Source organism: Olivibacter sp. CPCC 100613 (genome assembly GCF_036959255.1).
Lineage (GTDB): Bacteria > Bacteroidota > Bacteroidia > Sphingobacteriales > Sphingobacteriaceae > Olivibacter.
The window spans coordinates 351,459-370,343 of record NZ_JAWMTI010000005.1 but is presented as its reverse complement, the minus strand read 5'-3'; the positions used below and the strand labels follow the sequence as shown (position 1 = coordinate 370,343).

Below are 18,885 nucleotides of genomic sequence, written 5' to 3'. Positions count from 1 at the left end.
GTCCGATGTGCTTGTTTTCTTCGATTATCGATTTAAAAATTTTCAAATGAATTTTTTACGTCCTATACCAATTATTCTGTTGTTAAATGTTTGGTTAACAATCGATAATTGAACTTTGAATAAACGATTGGACATACTTCCTATTACACGATTAAATTTTTATATGTTAAAACATGGAAGGACTGAAGAAACGGCAAAATAATTGTCGCTAAAACGTTTAATTCTTATAAGAACGGGAAGTTGGTGATGTATGCGCGTCAACTACTGGTTCTATACAAGTTAAATATTGTAATTTTTAAATTATGCTTCAGTACTACAAAATGCTCCTTGGAGTTGTATTTCTCTTTTTGCTGGATACAGTCCAATTGTATGCACAACAAACAATCAAAGGAACAGTAAGAGACGAATCCGGGCCATTGCCTGGTGTCACGGTTATGGTAAAAGGACAACAACAATCGGTTCAGACTTCGTCCACCGGGACTTATGAGATCAAAGCAACAAAAGGGGAAACCCTTACATTCACCTATCTCGGCTATACCAGTAAAGAGGTGCTTGTAGGGGATAATCCGATTTTAAATGTAATCTTGGCCTCGGAAACCAATGCCTTAAATGAGGTGGTTGTGAGTGCGCTGGGTATTAAACGCGAATCGAAAGCTTTGGGCTATTCCACTACCCGGGTGGACGGAGAAAAGTTTACACAATCACGTGATGTGAACTTGGGTAACGCACTTACGGGTAAGGTTGCGGGTGTAAGTGTATCAAATAACGCAACCGGTGCTTCGGGGAGTAGTCGGGTAGTCATTCGTGGTGCGGCCTCTATGACAGGCAACAACCAACCTTTATACGTCATCGACGGCGTGCCTTTCGATAATACGAACCAAGGGAGTGCCGGGCAATACGGTGGATTGGATCTCGGCGATGGTTTGTCGAATATTAATCCCGATGATATTGCCGATATCCAGGTACTGAAAGGGGCGGCGGCCTCGGCTTTGTATGGTTATCGGGGAGGCAATGGTGCAATCCTAATCACCACCAAAAGCGGTAAAACAGGTGAGGCTTTATCTGTTGAGCTAAACAACAATTTCACCTTAAATAATATTATTGATTTTAGGGATTTTCAAAATGAGTATGGACAAGGAACGCAAGGGGTGAAACCTAATTCAGCAACTTCAGCCCTTAATTCAGCGGTTTCCAGCTGGGGACCCCGATTTGACGGTTCAGAAGCAGTGAACTTACTGGGTAATACGTACACTTATTCTCCCGGGCCGGATAATTGGAAGAATTTTTATCGAAACGGAATAAATAATCAAACTTCAGTCGCTTTAGCCGGAAGTAGCGAGAAGGTACGGTATCGTGTGGGGCTATCTAACCTATATAACAACCCGAACATTCCCAATTCAAACATGAAACAACAGGGGATCAACATGAATACCAGTTACAAGATTACGGATAAGCTGGAATTAACGGTTACAGCAAATTATATCTTTGAACAAGTAAAAAACAGAGCTTTATTGGCAAATAACTCGACGAATATCAACGCGTCAACGATGTATCTGGCGAATGGATATGATATACGATGGTTAAATCCTTTTCGCAACGCAGATGGGAATGAATTACTGCCCGGAACAAACCTTTATTTTAACAACCCTTATTTCTTAGCCTACGAGCATCAGAACAATACAGATCGTAACCGTTTAACAGGAGCTGCTACGTTAAAATATGATATCTTAGACTGGCTATCTGTGCAAGGACAAATAAGTAGGGATGGTTATATCTTTCAGTTCAGAAAAGTAACCCCTACGGGAACGGCATATGCAAATGGTGGTGAATTAACGGAATATGAACGCAATTTTCGGGAACTCAATGCGAATTTTTTAATTACTGCAAATAAGAAGATAGGCGAAAATTTTAGCATAAACGCCTCTTTGGGAGGAAACCATCAAGACAATATCAATCGGGCTTATGGTTTACTGGGCGGTGCTGCGGGCCCTTTTATTGTACCTTATGTATATAATATCAATAATATCAATGCGCCAAATACCAAATACGTTCCGGAATATGAACGTTTTCGTGTAAACTCCTTTTATGGGACGGCTGACCTTGGTTATAAAGACTTCCTTTTCTTGAACTTTACAGGAAGAAACGATTGGTTCTCTACACTAAATCCAAGCAACAATAGTTATTTTTATCCTTCAGTGAGTACCAGTTTCGTGTTCAGTGAGGCTTTTGAGTTACCAGAGGTAATAAGCTTTGCTAAATTTAGGGCTTCTTATGCAATGTCTTCCAACGGAACGACTCCCTATCAAAACTTATTGAATTTCTCCTTGCGAACTTATGATAAGGATGGTATAGCCCTAGGATATGTGAAGAATGAGAATGTACCCAATACCGATCTGCGCCCTGTACAAATTCGCGAATATGAAGCAGGCTTGAACATGCAATTTTTTAATAACAGACTAAGCTTTGACGCAGCGGTTTATCAGAAAGATACGAAAGATGATATCGCGATTATTAGTACGAGTACGGCTTCCGGTTATAGCGCAGCTATTCAAAATATAGGGGAAGTCCGCAATCGTGGTATTGAAGGACTAATTTCTGGAACACCGATTCAAAATAATAATTTTACATGGAATACGAGTTTAAACTTAGCCTTTAATGATAGTAAAATCAGGTACTTAGGTGAGGGAGTAAATGCATTAACCATACAGGGATCAGAGGCCGCCTATGGAAGTGGTGTGGTTGTTAGTAACGTGGTTGGGATGCGCTATGGACAAATCATGGGCTTTGCTTATAGACGTGACGATCAGGGTAATATCATCTATGGTTCGGACGGTAACCCACTTCGTACCGATGGTGTGGTACCTTTGGGTTCAGGTGTTTATAAAACAACGGGTGGATTTTCCAATCAATTCAAATACAAAAATTTTTCCCTGTCTGCTTTATTCGATTTTAAGTTTGGAGCCAAATTGTATTCTGCAACTAATTTACTTTTATATAATGCAGGTTTACATAAAGAAACGTTGAATGGACGCGAAGGCGGAGTAGTGGGGGTCGGAGTAACTGAAGATGGCAGTCAGAATACGGTAGCTGTACCGGCGCAGAATTATTACCAGAATCTGGCAATTAATAATAACATTGCAGAAGAATTTGTTTATGATGCAAGTTTTATTAAGCTACGTGAGCTGTCATTGGGTTATACTTTGCCAAATAGCTTTTTGCAAAAGATGCCTTTTAAAGCTGCAACCGTCTCCTTGGTCACACGTAACCTGGCCACTTTGTTAAAGCACACGCCGAACATTGATCCGGAATCTGCCTATAATAATTCAAATGCCCAAGGATTGGAGGCAACCTCAAACCCTCCGGTTAGGAGTTTTGGGTTTAATTTAAATGTTAAGTTCTAAAAATATTATTCAATGAGATATTCTAAATTTCCATTTGCCTTGGCACTTCTTGCTTTTACCCTTTGGAGCTGTACCAAGGATTTTGAAGAAATCAATACGGATCCAAACGCGATTCCGGAAAATGGCATGGATTATAATTTGTTATTTTCTTCTGCTCAGGTTTACCATGCAGGTACCGATTATAATGTTTGGCGAAATGGTTTGATTTATTGTGCAACAATGGTACAACACCTTGCCTCTACGCAGAGCTATTGGAATGGCGATAAATATACTTATGATGCAGGTTATAATGCTGCACATTGGGATCGCGACTATCCGAATGCTGTGAAAGACATTACAATGGTAATCAGCAAATTCAAAGATGATCCAGCCAAAGCTAATGCTTATCAGATTGCGCGTATTATGCGTGTTGCAATTTTCCAAAAAATGACAGATTTATACGGTGACATTCCTTATACTGAGGCAGGATTGGGTTACTTAGATGACGTTGGTTACCCAAAATACGATAAACAGGAAGCAATCTATCATGACTTATACAAGGAGTTGGATGAAGCAGCGAGTGCCTTGGATGCAGGTGCTCCTAATACATTATCGACCGCTGATTTAATCTATGGTGGTAACGTTGATAAATGGAAGAAGTTCGCCTACTCTTTTATGATTCGCTTAGGTTTGCGATTGTCAAAGGTAGATCCTGAAACGGGCAAGCAATGGGTAACTCGGGCATTAGAAGGAGGTATATTTAGCAGTAACGATGATAATGCATTGATGCAGCATCAGTTAAATACAACCGATGCTGCAAATGCATATGGAAAAGTATTGGTTTATCAAGATGCCAATGCCTCTCGGGTAAGTGAAGCATTCATCAATCAGTTGAAAAACACCCATGACCCCCGGCTCATTTATATTGCGACGGTGGCAGAAGCTCCTCAATTGGCTTATGGAAATGCCAATTACGATTTAGGCGACACCACCGCTTCCAAGCAGTTGGGCATGCCTAATGGTTATGATGAATTGGGGGCTGAAACAGATGTTTCAAATGCAGCAAATTGGCCGGGAAACCTCAATAATTATTCGATTGTAAATCGTTATACTTATGCTCGTTTGGATGCGCCCAGCTTTTTATTAACGCATGCCGAGACGCAGCTATTATTGGCTGAAGCAGCATCGCGCGCATGGATAGGTGGGGATGCGAAGGCTTATTACGAAGAGGGTGTAAAAGCGGCTATTTTACAGATGAATCAGTTGGGGGCATCACCCGCGATGACCGAATTGGAAGCCACAAGTTATTTGACGGCGAACCCGTTTAATGCAAATCAGGCGCTGGAGCAGATTAATACACAATATTGGATTGCAACTTTTATGGATGAATATGAGGCATGGACCAATTATCGTCGTTCAGGTTATCCTGTATTGAAGGAAGTGAACTATTTTAATAATGTAACGAATGGCAAAGTACCTCGTCGTTTTACGTATCCAACCAGCGAAGCATCGATCAATACCGCTAACTATAATGAAGCGGTTTCCCGTTATAGTGACGGGGATCGAATGACTTCGCGTATGTGGTGGGATGTGGAGCAATAAATGATTTTTAGGTAAGAAAAAAGCTGCCGTTTTTTTACGGCAGCTTTTTTTGTGTATCTATCTATAAGTAGTAGTTATTTGATTGATCTTCCATTCGTTACCTTCTCTACATAATTGAACGTATTCAACTTTGATAAAATCCGGATATTTCATTTCTATTTGCGCTAGAGCAAATTGTGCGCTCTGTTCAATCACGTTGTATTGTGTTTTACAGTTTTGTTTTAAATTTTTGTTCTGCTTTAAAAAGCTGATCACTTGACTTTTAGTATGGCTATAGCTAATCCCTTTGCCCGAGGTATTACGTTTAAAATTTTCTGTAAACAGTTCTTCCAAGTTCTCGGTACGACCTAAGGTAATACCATCGATGTATTCATGAATGGCATTTTCTGCGGTGTTTAAGTTTTTATCTACCATGGTGGCATTTGCAAAAGTGCCTGAAGTAAGAACAATGATGGCCGCTATAAATAATTTGATGGAGGTTTTCATGACTTTATGTTTTAAAGGGTTAATATTTTATGTATTGTTATGTTTTATTTGTTGATTCAAAGGTAAAACACAATCCGTTGTCACCCGAGTAGAATTAGGTGAGTAAAGTGAAGAACTCGGTAAAGAAGGTGGATTTTTCGGTGAACGCTATTGCGTTGTACGTAAATTCGTGTTGGGCGTATTGAATAAAATGGTATATCGGTTTAAGCAGGTGCTCGGAGAATCTTAATCATGCAGCAAGTTCTATTTACGGAGCACGAAGGAGAGATCGCTTACGCTAGTAGGTAATATCCGCTGGAAGGGAGGCCCAAGATATGGGCAGTTTTCTTCAAGTGGAGGCAATACACCCCATGGGCTTTCATCGATTCTCATGAAACGTGTTTTCGTTTCACGACCAAGTAATAGCTGATTAGGATTGCGTGACGGTATGTACACCGGCATATTAATCAGCATCCGATTTTTATGTTTAGGAACTTGGATAATTGTGAACTCGTTGAGAATTTGCTTGTCTTGTTTAAGTGGAAAACTATACAAATATAAACGATCAAATCCGTGCGCAATAAATAACGTATCCTCTTGTGGTGCCCTTATGGACCAACTATTATCTCCTTTGTGAAGCTTGCCGGCTTCCTTCCATTGCGTGATTTTCTCCGCACTGATAGAACCTAAACTAAACGTTATCGATGGGGTATTCATTGAATGACAAAGCTGAAATAATAATTTAATTTGCCCTTTTTTTATCTGTGGATTATGAAGTCCCCATACAAAGACGTCGTGTGTATAAAAATCACTTTGCAGCCAGGCGGTATCTTGCCTTAGCTGGAAGGTACCAGTGATAAATTCATAGGGTGTGTTCTCCGTTTGCTGTAATAACATGGAGAAAGTACCTTTTGGGCCTTCTAGAAATAAGGTTGTCCTTTCTCCTCTGAAATGGCCTGAAAAAGCTCCATTATACCGCATCGTTTGCGCTTTTACCAATGATTCCGTGTTGTAAAGCAAACATAAGAAAGCGAATAAACGAAGAAAAGTGCGTGCGCGTTTCATCGATAGCAAATATATCTGCTATCGATGAAATGGCAATACCTGAAAATGGGGATTTGTGATATCGTACATCTTAAAGTCTAAAGCGGTACATTGACACTTGGGTAGGCGGCTGATCCAACTGTTAATTCAGCCTTTTGATCTAGTTCATGTTTATAGAGATAGATAAGTATTTTTCCGTGGTAAAGCTGATTGCTTCGGGATAAATAGTTGCATAGATTTTGGTGATTTCCATTTTCCATTCCTCTAAATTCAACCATACCATCAGTTTTTACCTCAATCGAATCATCGGCCATATATACCGGGTTACCCACCTCATCTACCGCTTGTATCAACACCTCTTTTAACCGGTCGTTACCCGTATTTAAAATTTGGTAAATTAATCTAACGGCTTTCTTTGTGGAATGTATGGTATACCTGGCCACCTCTGATTTATTTATATAGGCTTTTGCCTCCAAAGTGCCGGGATTAAAAGGGATATCCCAGTAAACAAAACCTGAGGTAAAGTCTCCTTTATTTTTTTTTCCAAACGATTTACCATTAAGGAAGAGTTCCACTTCTTCGGCATTGGAAAAAGCCGTTATTCTTTGCTGATCACCATAAGTAGCATTCCATACAGGATCTGCCTTTTTATGGCTCCAAATACCGTCGTCATCTTCGTCCGGAATCGATGAGCTACCAATGTAGACCATCGGTTCCGTAGACCATAAACTTTGTCTGAAATAGTACTCGGGTTTTGGTAAGCCCGCTAGATCCAAGAGACCTGCACCATTACTTCTGTTAGGCCATTTGCCAGCTTCACCAAGATAATCGATACCCGTCCATAAAAATTGACCTGAAATATATTCATTCGTATCTACCGCAAGCCATGCCTTATATTGCATGCCATTTTCACTACCATAAATAATGCGCGACGGATAGTTGACATGATCAGTTGCATAGCGATATTCTTGATAATTATACCCCACAACGTCCACATTTTCAGGGTAGGTGGTTGTATTTGACATGACAACACCTGCTAAGGCGGCTGTAATCGTGCGTGTTGAATCTATACTTTTAGCAGCATCTGCTAACGATTTGGAAAGCTTTCCAAGTCTGCTAGCAGGTGGATGGTCCGGTAGATAGCCTTTTCCATATATTTGTGGGTTGTTACCACCACTTAAAACTTCATGACTATATGGATCATTGGGATAATCTACTTCATTACCAATACTCCAAAGTATGATGGAGGGTCTATTTCGGTTTCTGCGGATCATGTCTTTGACATCTGTTTGAGCCCAGTTTTGGAAATGCTGATGGTAGCCGTCTTTCCCGGGAATACCTACATTCCATCCAGCAATCCATTTGTTTTTGCCGAATTCCCATTCGTCGAACGCTTCATCCATAACGAGCAAGCCTAACTCATCACATAAAGTATAAAAAAAATCGGCGTGCGGATTATGGCTCATACGTATTGCGTTGACACCACCCTCTTTTAATGTTTTCAGTCTTCTTCGCCAAAGACTCTCAAAGGTAGCTACGCCTAGAGCGCCCGCATCGTCATGTATGCATACACCTTTTAATTTCATATTCCGATTATTTAGAAAGAAGCCTTTGTTGGCATCAAATCGAAACGTTCGGAAGCCAATCTTTTCTTGATAAGCGTCGACTTTTTGATTAGGGGTAGTTAATTGTACCTGTAGGGTATAAAGATAAGGGTCTTCCACCGACCATCGATTTGGTTTTAACAGGTGTAGATGAAGCTTGGCTTGCTGCTCTTTATTACCGGTTAAATCGATTTGTTGTTTTTGTTGTGCGACCACGTTACCTCCTTTGTCTAACAAAGAAGCAGTTAATGATACATCGGAAAGTTTTAGCTTATCTTCATTTACTAAATCAATAAGTACCGTTGCATGAGCTTCCTGGTCATTTAACTGAGGTGTTTGGAAGGCAATACCCCAAGTGGCAAAATGCAGTGGCTGTTGCCTAATAAGATATACATTTCGATAAATGCCCGAACCGGTATACCATCTAGCATCGGCAAACTGGCTGTGATCGACTTTTACAGCTAAGATGTTTTTACCACTTTTGAGATAGGGACTGAGGTCATAATAAAAGGCAATAAAACCGTTTGGGCGTTTTCCAAGATAATGACCATTGATCCAGACTTCTGCATTTTTATAAACCCCATCAAAATAAATGCTGTGCTTGAATTTTGTGTCGTGTGTTGTGAGCGTAAATGTTTTTCGATACCAGCCAATACCTCCTGGAAGGTAGCCTGTGGCACTTGCCCACTGTTTGTCGAAAGGACCGGCAATGCTCCAATCATGGGGTAGCATTACCTGCTTCCAGTCTTGATCATTAAAGGATACTTCAGCTGCCTGCGAAATATCTCCCAAATGAAATTTCCACTGATCGTTGAAAAGCGTCTTATCTTGTTGAGCTATAGCTGATAATCCAAAGATTATCGCCATAAATGTGCTTACAAATTCTTTCATGTGTATTGCTGGTTTAAATAACAAAAAATAGCGCTGTTAGTATCCCGGATTCTGTTGTAAGGTATTGTTGGATGCCTGAATTTCTTCACGCGGGATTGGCAACCAGTAATGTTTTATCGCAAAACTTCGACCATCTAACGCAACTTTTTTTACATAGCTAAAGGTGTCCCCATTTTTTGTAATGTCAATGCCATAGGCAGGAACATTCTCTGTTTGTTCGGCAATTTTCCAACGACGTACGTCATAAAATCGGTGTTCTTCAAATGCTAATTCGATCTGTCTTTCATTACGGATCAGTTCCCTGAAGGTGTCCTGCCCCAAACCTGCAACTATAGAAGGCATTTCTACGCCAGCGCGACTACGGATTTGATTCAGGGCTTCACGAGCTGAAAAACTAGCTCCTGCGGGTATTGCATCGGGTCCAGAAAGTTCATTTGCCGCTTCAGCAAAATTTAAGAGAATTTCAGCATATCGGAAATAAATCCAAGGTTGTAAGCCTGCAATGTTCCAAGGATTATTAATCGGCATATCTTCGTCAACGAATTTTTTTAGATAATAACCAGTTTTACTGGTATTCCAATTGGATGGGCCATCTTTACTGTCGCGTCCACCAGGAATAAAAGTTTCTACATTTCTATCGCGATAACTAGCCCCATTATATAAAATGGTTTGATAAAAACGCGGATCACGTCCAACATAAGGACGTTGAGGGTCGTAACCTGATGTTGGGTCAGCAATTGGCTTTCCATTAGCCATGCGGTATGCATCGACTAAATTTTGCAGCGGTACATTTCCCGCCCAACCATCATAACCGTTGGGACCGTTGGCAATTTCCATAGGAACATGTCGAGCACCAACTGAATAGTACCGAGCAAAGATAATCTCATTATCATCACTGGTTTTACGAAAAAGCGCACGATATCCATTTTGAGAAATAGCATAGCGGTTTAAAGCGATAACAGCGTTTGCTGCTTGAAGGGCTGCTTCCCAGGTTCCAACATTATAAAGAGGGCTTGCGGCATATAATGTAAGACGGGATTTTAAGGCGAGCGCGGCTCCTTTTGTCGCCCGACCACGCAACCAGTTATTATTGTTGTTTTCCGGAAGGTTGGTTGCCGCTTCGTCCAATTGCGCTAAAACATAAGCTAGGCTAGTCGCTAAATCTTCTCTTTTAAAAAGAGTCGGATCACTGAAATCATCGGTTAGTTCGGCAACCTTATCTCCTATCAACACAACGCCACCATAATTACGAATGAGGTCATGATAACGAAAGGCTCTTATAAATTTCAATTCAGCAATTAATAAATTTTTATGCACTTCGCTCATCGGTACCTCATTAATGTGTGCTAGTGCATAATTACATTCGCGAATGCTGCGATAACTGCGTTTCCAGAAGGTACCGGCGATCCCTGTGTTTTCCGGTAAGAGTTGCCCCCGTTGAATGAACCAGGTATTGTCATCATTGTTGTAAATCGATTCATCCGATAAAGACGACCACATGGCATACTCGAAGCCTCTTCCAAATCCAGGAGGTGTGCCCTCTGCCTCCTTATCAATAAGTCGTACGCCAAGATAGCGATTGACAACGAATGCCTCAAACAAGACAGAATCACCTAAAACGGCGGCATCAGATACTTTATCTGTTGGGGTAACATCCAAAAAGTCTTTTTTACATCCGGCAGTTGTTAAAGCCAATGCTGTTAAGACAACTAATTTTATTTTGTGTATGGTAATCATGTTTTTAGCGTTTAATGTTAGAAACGTAAGTTAGCGCCAATGTTAATGATACGCTGTTGTGGATAGAACTGACCGCTTTCGCTTGAGCCTTCCGGGTCGAAATCTTTCAATTTCGTAATCGTAAAAAGGTTAAATCCACTGGTGAAAATCCGTAGTGATTTGATACCTAGTTTGTTGAGGAGGGTTTCTGGTAGGGTGTAACCTAATTCAATGCTTTTCAAACGAACAAATGCGGTATTGAACAACCAGAAATCATTTTTATATAGGCCACCACTAATAGAAGAGGAAGCCCTTTCGTCAACACGTGGGTATGTACCAGTAGGATTCTCGGGGCTCCAGCGATTTTCTGCCCATGTATTGAAGTAATTACCAATGGTTCCTGCTTCGGCCAAAATGTATTGGCGAACTCTACCTTGACCCGCAAATACAGCGGAGATATCAACCTGTTTATAAGAAGCATTAAGCGCTAAACCGAAAGTTAACTGTGGAATATTACCTAAATTAGTTTGGACCATATCATCTGCAGTAATAACCCCATCTCCATTGTAGTCTTCCAATATTAAATCACCAACTTTTGCGCCTGCAACATGCGGATAAGCATCCAACTCTTCCTGACTACGGAATATACCTATGCTACGATACAGCAGGTAGCTATTTAAAGGTCTGCCTGTTTGGCTTTGGTAGGGTAATATCGCCGGTGATTCATCTCTAAAAATAACATTGCTCTTTACGTAGGTGATATTTCCTGCAATACCAAAACTAATTGCACCACTTTTTTGATAACCTAAAGTGGCCTCGAGCCCTTTGTTATCGACTCTGCCTATGTTTTCGGAGGGAACAAGGGGGGTGTTGTCATCGGTTGGGAAAGGATTAACGATACCCGTACTGCCAGGGACGGATGCATTTCGGGGTAACAGTATTTTGGACCGTTTCTCCATGAAATAAATGAATTCCATGTTGAAATTCTTCAAAAATTGGGCGTTAAAACCAACATCTGTTTTTTTGGATACCTCCCAAGTGATGTTCGGATTTGCCAATTTGCTTAAATCAATGCCGGGATATATGCTACTGCCCAATGTGTAATAGTTGCCGAAAATGTAATTGTTTACGAATTGATTCGCGCCAACATTGTCCCCCCCTAATTCACCATATGAGGCGCGTAATTTTAAATCGTCGAAGAATTTAATCCGATCTTTGAACCAATTTTCTTGGGAGATGCGCCAACCTGCAGAAATGCCGGGAAAGTATCCATAACGATTATTGCTTGGAAAGATGGACGAACCATCTACCCGTAATTGTGCCTCTACCAAGTACTTCTCATCGTAGTTATAGTTGACCCTGCTGATGAAACTCGTACGACTCTCGCGCCAACTTAAGCCCTCGTTTGTACGATCTTCTAAAGAAGTACCTCCTTGTGACAATTCTGGTGTGAGGGAAGAAGGGAAATTGCGACGGCCTGCCTCCATTCTACTGAGTGTCCGCTCGCTTTGCTCGTAAGCGGCAAAGGCTTTGATATTATGCAATCCAAAACTACGTGCATAGTTTAATTTAATATGAGACGTGGTTAAGGACGTGTTTTCTTGAAACTGCTGTAGTTGTGCTTTTGATTCTCCGACAGTACGTGGTTGATAAACTCCCGTTGCTGCGTCATAATTGTAAACTAAATAGGGAACGATAAAGTTCTTTCCTGATTCTGTAGAACGATCTACAGCAAAGAACCCGTCTAACATAAGGCCTTCGACAGGCAGTTGATAGGATGCGCGGAGGATACCGTTGAAAGTTTGTTTTGGGTTTTGGTTCGTTCCTCCTGCATCGGTTACCATCATAACAGGGTTGTTGTTTTCAATACCGCTGGTTGGTAAACCATTGGCGTATCGAGGTAAAACCGTTGGGTACGCTCGGTATAAATTACGAAAGATATCACCGGCTCCAGTGGTGGGGAAAAGACGTTTCTCTTCACGACCGGCCAGCGACATCCCTATTTTAAAACGATCAGTGACATCGAGATCGATATTCGATCGGAAGTTGTATTGCCTGAAATTGGTTACACCGTTCTTGAAAATGCCATCTTGTTTGAGCGTTCCGGCAGAAACAAAATATTTTACCTTTTCTGAACCTCCGTTGACGGAGAGATTGTGCTGGCTTTGTGAAGCGGTATTGGCCAATACTTCTTTTTGCCAGTCAGTATTGGGATAATTCTCCGGGTCTGACCCATTTCTGAATTTCTCAATTTCATCGGCAGTATAGGACTGAAACAGACCGCCGGCTGGATTGTTGTAATAGCTTATTTCATTTCGTATAGCGGCATATGTGGCTGCATCGGCCATGTTGGGCAATCGGGTAGGGGAAGAAAAACCTTGATTAAAACTGTATGATACCGTAGGCTTACCGCTGCTACCCTTTTTTGTCGTCACTAAAATAACGCCGTTAGCAGCCCTACTTCCATATACAGCAGCAGAAGCATCTTTGAGTACACTTATACTTTCAATATCATTGGGATCCAGACGTTCTAGTCCTCCTACCTGACCAGGGACGCCATCTACGACAATGAGCACATCTGTATTACCGGTGGTGGATACGCCACGAATGCGTATCTGTGAACCGTCATAACCAGGCTCTCCTCCTCTATTGGTTGCCACCAAACCTGAAAAACGACCTGCCAGTGAATTCGATACATTGGGTTGTGGACTTTTTACGATATCAGCTCCCTTTACCTCTGAGATAGAGCCGGTAACGGTTGCCCTTTTTTGGGTTCCATAGCCTACAACTACTACTTCATTGAGTGATTGTGCATCGGGTTGTAGGTTGATACGGATTACCTGATTAGGGATGATATCCACTTCTTGTGTCAGATAACCTACATAGCTTATTACCAAGGTTGTTTCTGTCGTAGGGACTTGTATACTGAACTTTCCTTGTGCATCTGTGCTCCCACCACTTTGCCCATTTTTTGCACGGATGCTGACTCCGGGAAGTGGGTTTCCATTTTCATCCACCACTATTCCGATGGTGGCTTGCTGTTTTAAGTGTGACTGTTTGTTTCCAGTGTCAAATGGAATAACAGTTGCTTGTACGTTGTGAATAACAAAGGTATGAAACATAGCGAATGCTAAACATACTTGTACAAATCCTCGTGATCGATTGTAAATAGAACTCATAATACTATTGGTTAGGATAAACAAACTGACGCGTTAGGATACAATCCCGTTATAATCGATTAGTTTATGAGGAGCAAATCTCGTTTATCCCCCCCTTGCAAAGTGAGGGGTAAAATAAAAAAAAAGAGGGGGTAAATATAAAAAGGGCCTATTTCGCGTGATGAACATTATGAAATGGCTTCCTGTACTTCTTAATGTACTCGGAGGGGTTCATTCCATACTGCTTAGCGAATTGTTCTCTAAAATACTTAAGATCACGTATCCCTACTTGATAGGCTACTTCATATATGGTGGATTCGGAAGATAGAAATAAGCGCGCTGCGATATCCAATCGAACGGTACGAATAAAGCTGTTGAGACTAAGGTTATGCATCTCCTTAATCCGATTGCTCAAGGTTGCATAAGTGAGACTGCAGGCATCTGCTAGTTGATGAACATTAAAATTCGCATCGGTCAGTCGTTTTTCTATAATGAGTAAACACTTGTCGTGTAACTCTTGATCTTCCATGCTAATCTTTTGGAATTTAGCACCATCGGTAATATGGTGGAAAAAATAATCTTTTAAATCACGTCTACTTTTTAATATACCCTGTATTTTAGCAGTTAATACCTCGATATCAAAAGGTTTGGTAATATAGTCATCAGCACCACTTTGGATACCTTCCAACTTAGTCTCTGTGTTATGGGACGCGGTGAGCAAAATGATTGGGATATGCCTTCTGGAAGGATCATTCTTTACTTGTTTACAAAATTCGATTCCGTTATGTTCTTCCATCACAATATCGCAAAGAATGAGATCGGGTAAGCTGTCATTTAATAACTGAAGGGCACCATTTACGTCATGTTGAATAGACACCTCAAAGTGTTTGGACAACATACTTGCTAGATAATCGGTTAAGCTGATGTCATCATCAATTACTAATAATTTGCAAAAGGAAGTCGCCCTTGTTGCCAGGGGGGCAGGAGGAGTTTCCTCTTGCCCGTTAAGGAGTATATCGATTGATCCCGTTGTGAGCTTATCCTGTGTAGGTGGCATGTGCACGATAGGTTCTTTGATGGGGAGTTCCAAATAGAAGGTTGTTCCTTTCTGTAGCTCACTCTCATAATAAATACGACCGTCATGTAACTCAATCAACGATTTTACCATCCATAATCCAACGCCAAAACCTGAGCCCAAGGTGCTATTGAGGTTAGATGGATGATGCGTAAAGGGGTCGAACAATTTGTCACCGACCTGCTTGTCGATACCGCAACCACTGTCTTTTATGCTCAATAAAATAGTCGTTTTGTTGATAGATGTCAAGTTGATTTCTAAGGTTCCTTCTTTTGTGAATTTAATCGCATTGAATACGAGATTAAACAATACCATTTCCATTTTTTCACGATCTATTGCTAAGATAAACTCTTCAAATTGCGTATGAAACGTTACAGATAGATTCTTTTGTTTAACCTGATGATTGAAGCAATTTAATACCTCTAAGATCAGACTGACCAAATCTGTTGATTGTATTTGTAAATTCTCTTTCGTTAAATTGTCTTTTCTAAACGTGAGTGCTTGATTGGCAAGTCTTAAGAGACGATTAGTGTTTACATACAGCGTTTTGACAGAAGGGGTCTGATCGAATTCATTGGTGTCCTTTTTGTTGAGCAATTCCTTAACCGGTTGTAGAATGAGTGTTAAGCTGGAACGGAACTCGTGTGACAAACGGGTATAATAATTTATTTTTAAAGCGTTAATTTCTTGTTCTTTGGCCCGCTCCAATTGGCTGATTTTAAGTTGATAGTTAAGATGCTGTTTTTGTAATTGATGACGCCTATAATAGTACAGAATGGTAACGGTTACTATAACGTAGATAAAATAGGCCCATCCTGTTTTATACCATGGCGGTAGGATTGCGAGATGTAATTGCTTCATGCTGCCAGCGAAAATTTTACCCCCTTGTTCGAGTGCGACCCGAAAAGTATAACGACCAGGAGGCAAATAACGATAAGTGGCGGTTTGCTCATTACCGACATAGTTCCAGTGCTCATCCAATCCTTCCAGTTTATAGGCGAAGCGGTGTTGGCTCGACTGTCCAAAGCTCAACGAGGCGTAATGTAAGGTAAAGGTAGATGAATAATAGGGGAGTACTAATTTATTTATGTCATTTAACGATCGTAGTTGAGCAGGATTTGCCCTACTGGAGTATGAAGGATTTTCTTTATCTAAAAAATCCAATCCCGTTAAAATGATATCCCGTTGAGGTTTTCTATAAATTATATTTTTTGGCTTGAAATAAGTTAAGCCCCCAGTCCCTGCAAAGAAAAGTTGATTTCTTGTTTTACTATATAGGGATGCGCGTGGATTGAACGTGCCCTCTTGAACTCCTGAACCAGTTCCATAGTTGACGATCACTTTTGACTTTAAATGAATGCTCGATAAGCCTTGCAGCGTACTTACCCAGCAATGCCCTTGCTCATCTTGTTGAATGGCGAGAATGGTATTGCTTGTTAAACCATTTCTTTCATGGAAGTTATAAGCAAAACGTTTTTTCTCCATATCATACACGAATAGTCCGTTACTTTCTGTAGCAATCCATAAATAACCATCACTGAGAATGGCTAGATCATAAATGACTTCTGATTTTAGTCTCTCAAAATCCTTGCTATCCGGAAAAAAAGGATGAAAGTGTTCTCTTTCCTGCTCAAAATAGGTAATGCCCGCTCCGTAGGTACCAACAATGAGGTTACCCTGTCTATCCTCAACGATTGAGCGGATATCGTTAGAGGGAATCGTGCTATTTTGAGGAATAAAGGTGGTGAATTTTTGCGTTGAGTAGTTTAATCTATTAAGTCCTCCGCCGTTTGTACCTATCCAAAGCTGTTGTTTTCTATCCTCAAATATAGTACGGACATCGTTTGAGCCAAGGGCTCCTTCGTTTGTGGGGTCCGCTTTGAAGTGTGTGAAGTTGTCTTCTTTGGGATTGTACCGCATAAGACCACCCCGATAAGAACCAAACCAAAGTTGATTGTTGTGATCTTTTAAGGTAGCGAGTATGTTGTTGTCAGATAAGCTGAATGGTTTGTTCTTTTCTTTTGTGTAGTGTTTTACCAATTTATTCTCCTGATCGAGTTTAAAGATTCCATGACCATCCGTCCCAATAAAAAGGTTTCCCATTGCATCTTCCAACAACCCATAAAAGCGGATATTTTGATCGGTTTTATGACTATAACCTAATTGACTTTTATAGAGATTAAAGAAGGGATAAATGGGTTTGGCTATGAGAAAGACACCATCTCCGTATGAGCCTACCCATAAATTTTCATCTCGATCAAAAAATAAACTGGTAATTGACCTTCTGTGGAGGCCGTTCGGTGTTGAATCGGCCTCATTTGCGGATGAAACTTGCTTGATGATAACGCTATTATCCTTGCTTTCCTCAAATTTTATATGAAAGGCACCACCGTCTAGAATACCGAGGTAAAACTCCTTATTGTTCTGACAAGCTACACTTAAATAATGGTTATGAGGTGTACCTAGGGCTTCCGCAGTAATCCATTGTCCTTTACCACTACGCCGACGATAAGTGAAGAGACCGCTGTCGGTTGCGATCCAAATGTTTCCAGAGGGATCTTCCATAATGTTATGTATGCGACAAAAAGGCTTTTCTTTTAGCGTAGATTGAATGGGATAAAATGGTTTTAGCATGTTACGGTGTTGCGTGAAAACCTGCAATCCTGCGTCCTGGCTACCGATCCACAATAATCCTCGACTGTCTTCCAATATAGCCGTCACCATATTGGATGGCAGACCTACAAGGTTTTCTGCGGTATATCGGGTGAAAGCACCAGACGATTTACGGAAGCGATAAACGCCTAGACCATTAGCGGAAATCCATAACACATCCTTGTCGTTTGAATTACTGATACAGCCAACGTCCATCTTATATTGCCCCTTTACCGATGCTAAAATTGGATAATGCGTAAAAGACTCTGTTGCGCTGTTGTATTTGCTAATCCCTTTTCTGGAAGATACCCAGAGTGTACCTTTTTTATCGATCAGGATCGATTGCACATAATTACCCAACAAACCTTGCGAAGATGAGACATTGTAGCTGAAGTTTTTGAAAACTTTTCCATCAAAACGGCTTAAGCCATTCTCGGTTGCTATCCAAATAAAGCCAGTATGGTCTTGTTTTATATCCCGAATATTGTTAAAAGGTAGTCCATTTTGTAGCGTATAGTTGTATTGGCGGTAAGGAGCGCTGTCGAACGCAAGTGCTGCTAAAGGAGAAAGCAATAACCATAGGTATATCAGAATAGGCATAGTGAGAGCAATTCTTTAAAAGGATAAAAATACGAGATTTCAGTGAAAATCGTTTCTGCTTTACAACTTCTATAGGTTTGGGAAATAAAGAAAAACCCCGAAGATGGCTGGTTCTTTAGCACGGTCAACAGGGATTGTATATATAGTTCGATATGATGGAAAAGAGTCTACCCGTAAATTATGGGTTAATACTATCTTGTTGTTTAATTCAAAGATAAAATGTGCTTTGATAAACTTTGAGGCTAATTAGGTCTGTGGGAGGAATAACTCGGTAAACGCAGGTGATTTCTCGGTGAAATGAGAAATGACTAGCGGTTTTCAGGTATATTGTGTTTTGTGAATTAACATGTCATTAATGAGTAGTATCTTAGCCCCATAACATAAAAACATGATACCCCCATTAAATAGGTTAAGTATAAGATTGAAAAGAAAGATAGAATATAGCGGGAAATTTTGTGTTCCGTTTCTGCGAATAGATGAACGTTGGGTACTAACCGAGAGCTTCGAGAGCAAACAGCTTGAGCTGAATGATTTGGAAAGCTATACTTGGGAAGGAATAAAGGAAGAGGACCTGGCGATTTTTCTTAACAAGATAAAATGTTTTAGATCTGACGACGGTATATATTAAAGGTAGAAGAGCTTTTTGTTTTTATCACATTTTTATACAAAAAAATACACAAATTGTTTAACACGCAATA

The 18,885-nt window shown here is 40.6% G+C and carries 9 protein-coding genes; 3 read left to right on the top strand and 6 right to left on the bottom strand.

Annotated features, from left to right (window positions below; genetic code table 11):
- Positions 1-302: 302 nt before the first annotated feature.
- Both RYH73_RS17720 and RYH73_RS17715 read left to right on the top strand, forming a co-directional pair.
- Entirely contained in the window at positions 303-3,401 is a 3,099-nt protein-coding gene (locus RYH73_RS17720) for a SusC/RagA family TonB-linked outer membrane protein (protein WP_335314790.1), read from the top strand.
- Positions 3,402-3,413: 12 nt separating this feature from the next.
- On the top strand, positions 3,414-4,982 hold the full coding sequence (locus RYH73_RS17715) for a SusD/RagB family nutrient-binding outer membrane lipoprotein (RefSeq protein WP_335314789.1): 1,569 nt from the start codon (positions 3,414-3,416) through the stop codon (positions 4,980-4,982).
- A 57-nt stretch (positions 4,983-5,039) separates the two neighbouring features.
- Here the strand turns inward: RYH73_RS17715 and RYH73_RS17710 are convergent, their stop codons facing one another.
- The 6 genes from RYH73_RS17710 to RYH73_RS17685 all read right to left on the bottom strand — a co-directional run bounded on the left by RYH73_RS17710 (position 5,040) and on the right by RYH73_RS17685 (position 18,187).
- Entirely contained in the window at positions 5,040-5,468 is a 429-nt protein-coding gene (locus RYH73_RS17710) for a nuclear transport factor 2 family protein (RefSeq protein WP_335314788.1), read from the bottom strand.
- 243 nt (positions 5,469-5,711) lie between these two features.
- Positions 5,712-6,512, bottom strand: a complete 801-nt coding sequence (locus tag RYH73_RS17705) for a hypothetical protein (protein WP_335314787.1) — start codon at positions 6,510-6,512, stop codon at positions 5,712-5,714.
- A 77-nt stretch (positions 6,513-6,589) separates the two neighbouring features.
- On the bottom strand, positions 6,590-8,986 hold the full coding sequence (locus tag RYH73_RS17700; RefSeq protein WP_335314786.1) for a sugar-binding domain-containing protein: 2,397 nt from the start codon (positions 8,984-8,986) through the stop codon (positions 6,590-6,592).
- A 36-nt stretch (positions 8,987-9,022) separates the two neighbouring features.
- A complete protein-coding gene (locus tag RYH73_RS17695) occupies positions 9,023-10,723 on the bottom strand; it encodes a RagB/SusD family nutrient uptake outer membrane protein (protein ID WP_335314785.1) in 1,701 nt (566 codons plus the stop codon).
- Between the two features lie 17 nt (positions 10,724-10,740).
- Positions 10,741-13,881, bottom strand: a complete 3,141-nt coding sequence (locus tag RYH73_RS17690; RefSeq protein ID WP_335314784.1) for a SusC/RagA family TonB-linked outer membrane protein — start codon at positions 13,879-13,881, stop codon at positions 10,741-10,743.
- Positions 13,882-14,029: 148 nt separating this feature from the next.
- Positions 14,030-18,187: a hybrid sensor histidine kinase/response regulator transcription factor gene (locus RYH73_RS17685; protein ID WP_335314783.1), complete on the bottom strand. Its 4,158-nt coding sequence runs from the start codon at positions 18,185-18,187 to the stop codon at positions 14,030-14,032.
- A gap of 388 nt (positions 18,188-18,575) precedes the next feature.
- Between RYH73_RS17685 and RYH73_RS17680 the strand changes: the two genes are divergently transcribed.
- Complete coding sequence (locus RYH73_RS17680; RefSeq protein WP_335314782.1) at positions 18,576-18,815, top strand: hypothetical protein; 240 nt, start codon at positions 18,576-18,578, stop codon at positions 18,813-18,815.
- Positions 18,816-18,885: the final 70 nt, after the last annotated feature.